Below are 11753 nucleotides of genomic sequence, written 5' to 3' on the forward strand. Positions count from 1 at the left end.
AGTCGTTTCTTAAGACTGAAGTCCTCTCAAAGTCCAACATGCTTAAGCAAACTGAAAGTTGACTAAACTCATTCTTTAATCGGTAATATATCGTTCTTTTCTTCATTAAACTGGTTTGCAATAAAACACCCAGATTACATGATATTTGATATCATAAACTGCATAACTATTCTTTTTATAGCCGTCCATACTTTTCACCTCACAACTTAAGTATGGACATCGAAGTGTAAGGTTAAAAGCGTATACCGTCTAAAGACGGTGGAGTTAGACCATGCATTCGGAAATTAAAATTGTTCTCTTTCCTGAATATATGCAAGAAGTTTAGTACAAGCTTCTTCTACTAGGTTATAAACTTCTTGAAAATTCCCTGTAAAATAAGGATCGGGCACATCTACTACCTTTGATTTTGGAATGTAATCCATTAATCTCTGTATTTCACCTGAACAATCTCTACCTCTCATCCTCGTTAAATTGCCTAAGTTTTGTGCATCCATTGCTATTATATAATCAAAATCACTTAAATCTTTCTTCGTCACTTGTCTCGCTGTTATATTCGATGAGTCAATGTTGTTTTCTTTTAATATTTGTAACGTACCTTCATGAGGTCTTTTTCCAATATGCCAATCTCCAGTTCCAGCAGAATCTATAATGATTTCTTTTTCCAATCCAACTTCTTTAACCTTCTGTCTAAAAATTGCTTCTGCCATCGGTGAACGGCATATATTTCCTAAGCAAACGAATAGTACTTTAATCATTTACGCTCCCCTTCCTTTAAATATGTTAATCGAAGCTTAACAACAATTCACAACGATCTACGCCTTTTAAAAATAATATAGACTATTATAGCTTTTCTAGTTTTTTATGTAAAAAATTTAATATAATTAATTTGTACTATTCTTCTTGTACACTTGCGACATCTAGACTCCTTTTTCAACTCTAAACCAAAAGGAAATCCCCTCATTTTACTATGAGAGGATTTGTGGAAACGAACTATATATAATTAGGAAACGGATTACGTCCTTTTATACTATTACTTAAAAATTTCTCTATGCTCTTCTTTAATTTTCGCAAGAATATCTTCAACTGTTCCGAACTCTTGCCCAACGCGATAGCTCTTAATATTTCGCAAAGAACCACTGCACTTAGGGTTACCGTGAAAAATTTGGACAATTTCCTCATCATCACATTCTTTTTCTTCTAACATATCACCCTCGCAGTTACAATCACTGTTTTCAAACTTTTCATAAATAACGAAAAATTCGTCTTTGGTTTCCTCAGTGAAATACTCTTTTGTTTCGACTAAATCTTGAACGATCACGTCTTCACTTCCCATTCTTAATTTTAAATTTAATTTTTTGCACCACTACTATAACATTTTTTTCGAATATTTGCGATGACTAATCGCTGAAATATATTAAAGTTTTTTGAACAACAATAACAGAAAAACTTACTCTATAATTTTGGCATTAATAATGTCTTTTATTGCTAATTTTAAATAGAAATTTTCTTCATTTACAATGCGTATAGATTGCAAAGCAATATCAAAATGCCGAATAACTCCAATAACATTTTTGAAATCATAATCCCTAAAGTAAGTGATCCTCACTGGTGTTTTCGTATCTATTGCGTAACAAATTATTCCATTGAGTTCCTCTAATTGTTGCTCATCTAAAACTGGCTTATATTTATAGTTACTACTTTCCTTTAACTCTCTAAGCATTGTTACATGCTCAGGAAGCATCATTGATGTCCATTTGATATTACCACGATCCTTGATTATCGTTCTCACCTCTTACGCTTTATGTCCACCGACAAGTTTACTTCGATGTTTAGTTGTTCCCGCTTTTGTGTGGGAAACAGCTCGAAGTAACTTATCTGAACCATGTTTTTCCCTAATAAAGTCCATTACATACCCTAAATCCCTTTGGCGTGGCTTATTTGGTTCTAATAAACTAAGTTGAATTTGATCATCTTCTACTATATTAGAAAGAGTAATGGAAATACTCCTTACAATTTGCCCATTATAATGTTTAGACAATATCTTTAAACATACTTTATATAGTTCAAGTGTAATATTTGTAGGATCTTGAAGTGTAAACGAACTATTAAACCCACCCTCTAACTCAGTTTTACTATAGCCTATACACAAGTTGACCGTTCTTCCTGCTTTTTTAGCTGTTCTTGCACGCCTAGCAACTTCTTCACACATTTCTAAAATCACACATTTTACTTCCTCAATATCCTTATAGTCTCGAAGTAAAATCTGACCTTTTCCAAAACTAACTTGTCCATCCATAATAGGAGCACCTATAAGAGAAAAGTCGACACCATGAGCATGATAATAAAGTTGATTCCCTATAATGCCGAATTTCTTTTCAAGTAACTTTAATGGTGTATTTGCTAGTTGACCAACAGAAAAAATTCCTAATCTGTTTAAGCGTTTTTCCATTCGTGAACCAATTCCCCACATCTCACGTAAAGGAGAAACGTTCCAAAGTTTCTTTTTGACCTCATCATACGTCCACTCAGCTATTCCATTTTTTTTGGCCTCTAGATCAAGGCAGACTTTTGCAAGAAGCATATTTGGCCCAATCCCAATAGAACAAGTTAATCCGAATTCTGTTAACATATCTTCTTTAATTCGCTTTGCTAAAGCTAGCTTTCCACCCCACAAACGTTCTGTTCCATTCACATCAAGAAAACTTTCATCAACGCTATACGTATGAATTGCTTCAAGAGGCACATAACGATTAAAAAATTTCGTTAACTTGGTGGAAACCTTTAAGTACATTAACATTTGTGCATTTACAATTTGAATTTGAGGATGATTTGGAATTTCAAAAAGACGACTTCCTGTTTTAATCCCAAACTCTGACTTTAGACGGGGAGTTGCCGCTAAAACAATACTCCCATCTCTCTGTGTATCACCGACAACCGCTAAATAGCTTGTTAGTGGGTCTAATCCAAGTTCAATAGCTGAACAACTAGCATAAAAGCTTTTCATATCAATACAAAAGATCGTACGTTTCGGGTAGACGTTATAATCTATCTCCGTTTCCACAATAATCACTCCTTTCTACATTGACACCGAAAACAGAACGTATATTCTCGTCATATTCTACATTATAAGCGAATGTACGTTCTGTTTCAATTTGAAAAAAATGGACTGAACGACAAATTCGTTCAACCCACAGAACTACAAAAAATATTGCACAAGAGAAGCTATTACTTCTGATTTAGTTTTTTTCCAGCAACTTTTTCAACTAAACCAGGAAAAACCTGATAAAATCTTGTTGCTAATCCCATCCAACCAGGTAAATGAATTTCCCGTTTAGGCCTTTCTATTAATTGAATAATTTTCTCGGAAACATAAGAAGCTTCTAACATAAGCTTTTCAACGTTTTTTGTGTAATTTCCTGTTGCATCAGCTCGGTCAAAGAAAGCTGTTTTAATGGGGCCAGGATTAACAGCAGTTACAAAAATATTGGTATCCTTTAATTCCATTCGTACACTATTTGTAATAGCTAAAACTGCATGCTTAGTAGCGGAATAAACACTCGACTTTGGTGTTGCTAATTTACCTGCAATTGATGCAACATTAATGATATGGCCTTCATTTCTTTCAAGCATTGATGGAAGAACTGCTTGGGTACAAGCAATTACTCCAAATACATTAACGTCGAACATCCCCTTTATATCGTCTAATTTTGCATCTATAAATTTGTCAAAAACAGCATATCCCGCATTGTTAATTAGTACATCAATTTTATTATGCTTTTCTACTACTTGAGCAAAAGTCTTTTTTATCGCATCATTTTGGCTTACATCAAGTGTATAATACGGGGGTTCAATCCCCGTCTGTTGATAAATTTCCTTACTAGCAGTCTCTAATTTTTCCGTAGAACGAGCAATTAAAACAGGTACCGCTCCTCGTTTTGCTACATCCATCGCTAAATTTAATCCTATACCACTTGATGCTCCTGTTATTACAACAATTTTATTATGTAAATTTTTAGCCAATTTATTCACCTCTAGTTTTCTGAATTACGTAAGTATTGAATTCTTTACTTTTATATGCTAGTGCTTCTTGAGGTAATTATTTACACATCGTCTCAAGGCAATAACTCGTCCCATCCATTACTCACACCCATTTGTACCATGAATATGAAGGTCGATAAACCCAGGAACCACTCTCCACTCATTAGGTAGTTGTATAACCTCTTTAACAAAAGTTAATTCATCACAATGACCTATCGATGAAATTTCCCCCTCTCCTACCACACCAAATCCATGTTCATAGATCTTTTCTTCTCCATATATAACTGCGTTTTTAAGCATAAAGCTTGCCATCATTTTCCCCTCTTTACTTTGTCATCAATGTCTATTATAATTCATATTCATAGAGAAAAAAAAAGTATTGACATCAAACTATCAAATGTCAGATAATTAAAAAAACTAATTTAATGATATAAGTGTTGAAAGGGACTAGTAAATAACGTTTTAACGAAAGAGAGTGGAATTCAGTGGCTGAAAGATTCCATCGTGAAAAAACTTATTGAACCTACCCTAGAGCTGTTAGGTTAATCCCTAACCGTCACACCAACGTTAAAGGTGCTAAGAGGACATCTTTTGATGTCAATTAAGGTGGTACCGCGGATAAACTTTCCGTCCTTGTTATAGGGATGGAAGGTTTTTTATTTTTATACAGGGGATTCCCCTAGATCATTTTTCAATAAAAGAGGGGTTATTATGAGTAAGCAAAGAGTTGTAGTAAAAATTGGCAGTAGTTCATTAACTAACGTCCAAGGTGGACTTTCTAAAGAAAAGCTTGTTGAACATGCCAATGCCTTAGCTAATCTTAAAAAACTGGGACATGACGTCATTTTGATCTCATCTGGAGCCGTTGCTGCCGGGTTTACAAAGTTAGGATATCCTACAAGGCCTGTAACAATTGCCGGAAAACAAGCTGCAGCAGCAGTTGGTCAAGGCTTACTTATGCAAGGCTACGAAGAAGCATTCGGTCATCATGAAATCGTTGTGGCCCAGCTCCTTTTAACTCGAAATGACTTTTTGAGCAAAGAACAGCACAGTAATGCTTACGCTGTATTAACAGAACTTATTAGTCGTGGTGTAGTACCTATCATAAACGAAAATGACTCAACCTCTGTTGAAGAGCTTACGTTTGGAGATAATGACATGTTGTCTGCTTTAGTAGCAGGACTTGTTCATGCGGATTGCTTAATCATTTTAACTGATATTAACGGTCTTTATGATGAGGATCCTCGAAAAAATCCTAATGCAAAGAAATATCATTACCTTCCTACCATTAACGATGAACTATTAAGTGAAGCTAAAGCTACTGGCTCAAAACTTGGTACTGGTGGTATGAAATCAAAAATTGAAGCTGCAAAAACAGCGACTTCATTAGGCCTTACTGTCTTTATCGGGACAGGTGTTGGTGAAGAAAAGCTGATAGACATATTAAAAGGGAAAGGTGACGGAACATATATCGGCACCGCAAATAAAAAAGTAGTAAAAAATAAAAAGCAGTGGATTGCCCTTCATTCTAATACTAATGGAAACATTGTTATCGACGATGGAGCCGCTAATGCAATATTAACAAAAGGAAAGAGTTTATTACCAATTGGAATTAAAGAAGTTTCAGGGACATTTCAAAAAGGTGATGTAGTAGAAGTAATCACTAGTCGTGGTAAATCCATCGGAAAAGGCCAAGTGAATTATTCTTCTGAGGAACTCCGTGCCATTAAAGGTAAAGCTAGCAAAGAAGCCAAAGAGAAAATAAACTGTCCATACACTGAAGCTATACATCGAGACCACTGGATTACATTTTAGAGGAGTGAATATGATGAGTGAACTATTACTTAAAGCAAAAAAAGCAAACGAATTAACTGGATTACTAGGTGCCGCTTCAACAGCTGAGAAAAACAGAGCACTAAAATTTATTAGTCAAACATTAGTGACTGAAATGGATTATATTTTACAAGAAAATAATAAAGACATCGAGGCAGGAAAAGCGAATGGGCTTTCAGATGGATTGATAGACCGACTTCGATTAACAGAAGCAAGAATTACAGATATGGCTAACGCTTTAGAACAACTAACTGATTTACACGATCCTGTTGGGGAAATCACCTTTGAAACAGAACGTCCAAATGGCCTATTCCTAAAAAAAATTCGCGTACCTTTAGGAGTTATCGGAATGATTTATGAAGCAAGGCCAAATGTAACAGTGGATGCTGCTAGCCTTTGTTTAAAAACAGGTAATGCCGTTTTACTACGTGGAAGCTCTTCAGCTATAAACTCAAATAAAGCTTTAGTTACTGTCATCCATAAAGGCTTAGAGAAAAGCTCTATCCCTAAGGAAGCCGTTCAACTGATAGAAGATACAAGCAGAGAAACGGCAGAAAAAATGTTTAAACTAAATGAATACTTAGACGTCCTTATTCCTCGTGGGGGGGCAAACCTTATTCAAACCGTTATAGAAAAAGCTACTGTGCCCGTTATAGAAACCGGTGTAGGAAACTGTCACGTGTATATTGATGAAACAGCAGAAAAAAGTATGGGTATCGACATTGTAGTGAACGCCAAAACACAACGTCCATCTGTTTGTAACGCTTGTGAAACTATAATTGTTCATGAAATATGGGCAAATCAACATTTTACAAGTCTAGTTGATGCTCTAGTAAGTAAAGGTGTTGAATTACGTGGTGATGATTTAGCAATGCAACTCGATAACCGCGTGAACGCTGCTACCAAGGAAGATTGGGCTACAGAGTTTCTAAATCTAACGCTAGCTGTAAAAATAGTTAATAATGTTGATGAAGCAATTAATCATATTAATCAATATGGTTCTAAACATACAGAAGCTGTTATTTCAGAAACACAAAGTAACGTTGATAAATTTTTCACGTTCGTAGATGCTGCTGCACTTTACCATAATGCTTCAACTCGCTTTACAGATGGATTTGAATTCGGTTTTGGCGCTGAAATTGGTATTAGTACACAAAAGCTCCATGCAAGAGGCCCAATGGGACTAGACACTTTAACATCTTCAAAATATATCATCTTAGGTAATGGACAAATACGTTCATAAAGAAAAGCAGAATGGTAAAGAGGTAAAGACGAAGGAGAGAGATCAGATGTTAACAGATAAAAAGATTGCCTTTATCGGTGCCGGTAGTATGGCTGAAGCGATGATTTCTGGTATTGTAGCAAAAAAATTATTACGACCAGAACAAATTTACGTAACCAATAAACAAAACACGGAAAGATTAAACTTTTTAGAAGAAAACTATCAAGTACAAACCTTTAAAAATTTTAAAGAAGTAATTCCAAATATGGATATCATTATTTTTGCTATTAAACCTAAAGATATCGCAGCAACTATTGAAAATATAAAGTCTTACACATCAAAGAATCAATTGTTCATCTCGGTATTAGCTGGAGTTTCAACAACATATATTTCTAAACTTATTGATCACAACGCTCCAATAATTAGGACGATGCCAAATACTTCCGCCGCTATTGGTGCCTCCATAACTGCCATTTCTTCCGGAGAGTTTGCTACTCGTGAACATCTAACTGTGGCAGAAAAATTATTTGAAGCGATCGGTGAAGTTGTTGTTGTTGAAGAAGAAAAACAGGATGCCATAACTGGTTTATCTGGGTCAGGTCCAGCTTATATTTATTATATAATTGAAGCGATGGAAAAAGGAGCAAGTGAAGTCGGATTAGATAAAGATTTAGCTAAGCACCTTATTGCACAAGTACTTATCGGTACAGCAGAAAGAATTAAAGCAACAGATCTCCCTTCCAAAACTCTTTATCAACAAGTAATGAGTCCAGGCGGCACTACAGAAGCAGGCTTTAAAGCTTTGGAGAGCTACCAAATTCAAGATGCAATGGTAGAATGTATTAAGAGAGCTGTTGAACGTTCAACAGAACTCGGGAAACTTTATTCTTAATATTAATAATGCAAGCGCCTGGTCACGAGCAGCTGCTTTGCTCAAGAGCAAAGCAGCTGCGAAGTAATTCAAGTAGTAGCTTCACTGGGGCGGCCTTTGACTAAAAGCCGCTCTTTGGCTTCCTACGTCCTTTTAGCGTCTTCTAGTATTGCTTCGTAGTAAGCTTCCTCGAAGCAGTGTTTTGTGCGACGAGTAACCGCCGCAGGAGCAAAGCTGCATGAAGCTATTCAGAGACGTTATTCATGTAGTTATTGAAGTCAGTAGCTTGACTGAAGTGACCGAGCTCGTAGGCTGCTTGCGCTAGACAGTTTTCAAGTTAGAAATTTATAAATTCTGATACTGTCAAAAAAGCTGAGGTTAAGATTAACTCAGCTTTTTCCTATCACCCCCAACTAAATGCTCCTCCGCTTCTATTTTGCGTAAAGATAGCGTTTCTCTGCTCCTTCATGAACAACGACGAGATAACTTCCTAAATTGGGATTTACTTACAACAGCAAAAAAATCTGTAAAACTCTCAAAAATCATTCCATCTACCAATAAGATTTAGTAGAATAAAGAGTGGTGCTTCAACTCTCATCAAGATTGGAGGAAAAAGATGTCACAACTTATGACAAATAAACAAAAACGACCCAATATACTACAAAAAATTAGAAATCTTGTAAACCATAAATATTTCACAGGAGCAATCCTCACATTAATTATGATTAATGCGGTTATTGTTGGCTTGGAGACATATCCTTCAATTTATAAATCTAATAAAGTACTTTTTAATACGATAGATAAAGTATTGCTTTGGATTTTTACATTTGAAATCATATTAAGAATCATGGCAGAAAAAAAGCTTAGTCATTTTTTCAGAAGCAGTTGGAATTGGTTTGATTTTATCATTGTAGCAGCTGGACACATTTTTGTTGGTGCTCACTTTATTACTGTATTACGCATTTTACGTGTACTTCGAGTGTTCAGGGCCATTTCTGTAGTACCTTCCCTTCGAAAATTAGTGGATGCATTATTATTAACAATACCGGCACTTGGGAATATTATGCTGTTAATGAGCATTATCTTTTATATTTTTGCCGTAACTGGAACGATGCTTTTTGCAGATGTTGCACCGGAATATTTTGGTTCTCTTCAACTTTCCTTACTAACATTATTTCAAGTTGTCACTCTTGAGTCATGGGCAAGTGGAGTCATGTGGCCGATTTTCAATGAATTACCTTGGTCGTGGATTTATTTTGTCTCCTTCGTACTCATTGGTACTTTCGTAATTTTCAACTTATTTATCGGTGTCATTGTAAGTAATGTGGAAAAAGCTGACTCTGCTAATACTGAGGAAGAACCAGATCAAATAGCAGAATTAAAAAATGAAGTAAGAGAGTTAAAACAGTTAATAATAAATTTATCCAATGAAAAAGGAAAATCCCAGTAGGTTGTAATTCGAGGTCGTTATCACTAATTTATTCTATTTTTAAATTGAAGTAAAAAACCCAGTTCTTTAAAGAACTGGGCTTTTTACGTCTGAAAAGAAGTCAAGATATAATTCACTAACAGCTTTATCTGCGTCGACCGACTTTACTCCGAATACAAGACTGACTTCAGAAGATCCTTGGTTAATCATATGAATATTTACGCCTGCTCTAGCTAAACCTGTTGTAGCTTTAGATGTTAGACCCACCATTTTTCTCATACCTTCACCAACTATCATTACCATAGCGAAATCATGCTCTACATGAACATCATCAACATGTAGCTCAGTCTCAATTCTTTTAACAATTCTTTCTTCGATTTCTGGTGTCAGTTGAGAGCCTCTAAGTATAATGGACGTATCATCAATACCAGATGGCATATGTTCATATGAGAGTCCTTCATCTTCTAAAATTTGTAACAGATGTCGACCAAACCCAACTTCACGGTTCATTAAATATTTACGAACATAAATTGTGCTAAATCCAGAATCACTTGCAATACCTACAACTGGATTAACCATATAATTACGCTCACTAACGATCATCGTTCCTTTAGCGGAAGGATTATTTGTATTTTTAATACACACTGGTATACCTTTTTTAAATGCTGGTATTAATGCTTCATCATGAAACACTGAAAAACCAGCATATGAAAGTTCACGCATTTCACGATACGTTAATTCTTTAATTTCAACAGGATTCTTTACTACATTAGGATTAGCTGCATAAACTGAATCAACATCAGTAAAGTTTTCATATAGCTCAGCTTTAACCCCAGCTGCAACAATAGATCCCGTGATGTCAGACCCACCTCTTGGAAATGTTACAAGAGTTCCCTCGTGAGTATAACCAAAAAAGCCAGGGAATACTAAAATACCTTCCTTGTTTCTTAGTTCCATTAAATTATCATAAGCTTCTGGTAAGACTTGCGCATTACCATACTCTTTACTTACTAATAATCCAGCTTCTTTAGGATCAACATAATGTGCATCAACACCTAATGACTGTAAATATGATGCAAATAGTTTAGCGCAATTGTCTTCCCCACTTGCTTTCATTAAGTCTACAAACTCTTTGTCTCCTTCTTCTTTCGCTTGAATTCTAGATTGTAGATCATCCTTAATGATCGTAACAACTTGCTGTGGTAAATTTAATTCGTTAGCGATTTGTTCATATCGACTAACAACTAGGCGTAAAGCTTCTTCTACATCACCATTTGTTAAGACCGTATCGGCTAATGAAATTAATAAATCAGTAACCTTAGTATCTTCTTTAAAACGTTTTCCTGGTGCTGAAACAACAACAATTTTCCTTTCTATATCTGCTCTAACAATGTTTGCCACTTTTTTCATTTGTTCTGCACTAGCTAAAGATGTTCCACCAAACTTACAAACCTTCATAAATACGTATTCACCTCTAATTGTAATTTTTTCAGGACCATGAAATTAATTAATAATTTTAAATTTTATCACTAGACACACTTTGAAGCAACAGTATTCACAAAAATAGTGGTAACCAAATTAACATAAGTGTTGAAATATTTCGAGAAACCCTAACACGAACGAACGTTTCTTTGATAGATTATCTAACAAATTTTAAAAATAATCTGTAAATAATGCTATAGTAAAATTATCATAAAAAGTAACAGACAGGAGTTGGTAAACTTGTCGTCCTATAAAGATAAAAAAGTGATAACAATTGGGGTAGTGAGTGAATTAACGGGTTTATCAGAAAGACAAATTCGCTACTACGAGGAGCGTAAGTTAATTTTTCCAGATCGTTCAAAAGGCGGAACTCGTAAGTTTTCCTTTACAGACGTGGAGCGATTGGTAGATATTGCAAATAAGATGGAGGATGGTTTACAAACATTTGAAATAAGAAAAATGGAACAAAAGAAACTTCGACAAGAAGAACTTCGAGAAAGAATGCTTCGTGGTCAATTAAATGCTGCATTTAACTTAAGAAAATAAAACTTTCAATCAGTGTGGTTTTCCTCGTCCTGCACTGATTGAAAGTTTTACTACTTAATCCTACATTTAAGAATAAGCTGAACGAGGCTGGGACAAAACCCACCTCTGAAATGAAAAAGCCGGTGAAATTTTACGACGAGTAAAATTTCACCGGCTTTGATTATTTTTGTAATAAAATAAGGACAACTTCTGATAAAATTAAGTTACCAAGCCAAATCTAATCAGAAGGAAGTGTCCTTATGTTTAAAAATTATAACATGAATCAATTAGTTTTGCCTTTAGATTTAGAAGTGAAATTACAAAATAACGATATTGCCTTTCATATACACCAT

The 11753-nt window shown here is 35.1% G+C and carries 12 protein-coding genes and 1 other annotated feature; of the genes, 5 read left to right on the forward strand and 7 right to left on the reverse strand.

From position 1 onward, the window contains the following. Positions 1-284: 284 nt before the first annotated feature. From BKP37_RS12925 to BKP37_RS12950, 6 genes are all read right to left on the reverse strand, one after another. Positions 285-755, reverse strand: a complete 471-nt coding sequence (locus BKP37_RS12925) for a low molecular weight protein-tyrosine-phosphatase (RefSeq protein WP_071310025.1) — start codon at positions 753-755, stop codon at positions 285-287. A gap of 275 nt (positions 756-1030) precedes the next feature. Beyond that, positions 1031-1318: a hypothetical protein gene (locus BKP37_RS12930; protein ID WP_071310026.1), complete on the reverse strand. Its 288-nt coding sequence runs from the start codon at positions 1316-1318 to the stop codon at positions 1031-1033. Between the two features lie 129 nt (positions 1319-1447). Beyond that, positions 1448-1789 carry a YolD-like family protein gene (locus BKP37_RS12935; protein WP_084034696.1) on the reverse strand — a complete coding sequence of 114 codons (342 nt, stop codon included), beginning with the start codon at positions 1787-1789 and terminating at the stop codon, positions 1448-1450. A 3-nt stretch (positions 1790-1792) separates the two neighbouring features. After that, a complete protein-coding gene (locus tag BKP37_RS12940; RefSeq protein WP_071310040.1) occupies positions 1793-3004 on the reverse strand; it encodes a Y-family DNA polymerase in 1212 nt (403 codons plus the stop codon). Between the two features lie 221 nt (positions 3005-3225). Further along, positions 3226-4020 carry an SDR family NAD(P)-dependent oxidoreductase gene (locus BKP37_RS12945; protein ID WP_071310027.1) on the reverse strand — a complete coding sequence of 265 codons (795 nt, stop codon included), beginning with the start codon at positions 4018-4020 and terminating at the stop codon, positions 3226-3228. 117 nt (positions 4021-4137) lie between these two features. Next, complete coding sequence (locus tag BKP37_RS12950; protein ID WP_071310028.1) at positions 4138-4350, reverse strand: hypothetical protein; 213 nt, start codon at positions 4348-4350, stop codon at positions 4138-4140. A gap of 116 nt (positions 4351-4466) precedes the next feature. Beyond that, positions 4467-4676: a binding site (T-box leader), on the forward strand. Positions 4677-4749: 73 nt separating this feature from the next. Between BKP37_RS12950 and proB the strand changes: the two genes are divergently transcribed. From proB to BKP37_RS12970, 4 genes are all read left to right on the forward strand, one after another. Next, positions 4750-5853 (forward strand): glutamate 5-kinase, encoded by a 1104-nt coding sequence (proB, locus tag BKP37_RS12955; protein WP_071310029.1) that lies wholly within the window; start codon positions 4750-4752, stop codon positions 5851-5853. 13 nt (positions 5854-5866) lie between these two features. Then, positions 5867-7114, forward strand: coding sequence for a glutamate-5-semialdehyde dehydrogenase (locus tag BKP37_RS12960; protein WP_071310030.1), 1248 nt, complete (start codon positions 5867-5869; stop codon positions 7112-7114). 46 nt (positions 7115-7160) lie between these two features. Beyond that, a complete protein-coding gene (proC, locus tag BKP37_RS12965; protein WP_071310031.1) occupies positions 7161-7985 on the forward strand; it encodes a pyrroline-5-carboxylate reductase in 825 nt (274 codons plus the stop codon). A 595-nt stretch (positions 7986-8580) separates the two neighbouring features. Next, a complete protein-coding gene (locus BKP37_RS12970) occupies positions 8581-9414 on the forward strand; it encodes an ion transporter (protein ID WP_245712522.1) in 834 nt (277 codons plus the stop codon). 66 nt (positions 9415-9480) lie between these two features. On the opposite strand, the gene BKP37_RS12975 is transcribed toward BKP37_RS12970, so the two are convergent. Beyond that, complete coding sequence (locus BKP37_RS12975) at positions 9481-10851, reverse strand: aspartate kinase (RefSeq protein ID WP_071310032.1); 1371 nt, start codon at positions 10849-10851, stop codon at positions 9481-9483. Positions 10852-11115: 264 nt separating this feature from the next. Between BKP37_RS12975 and BKP37_RS12980 the strand changes: the two genes are divergently transcribed. Next, positions 11116-11421 carry a MerR family transcriptional regulator gene (locus BKP37_RS12980; RefSeq protein ID WP_071310033.1) on the forward strand — a complete coding sequence of 102 codons (306 nt, stop codon included), beginning with the start codon at positions 11116-11118 and terminating at the stop codon, positions 11419-11421. Positions 11422-11753: the final 332 nt, after the last annotated feature.

Origin of the sequence: Anaerobacillus alkalilacustris (genome assembly GCF_001866005.1) — a bacterium.
Taxonomy (GTDB): Bacteria; Bacillota; Bacilli; order Bacillales; family Anaerobacillaceae; genus Anaerobacillus; species Anaerobacillus alkalilacustris.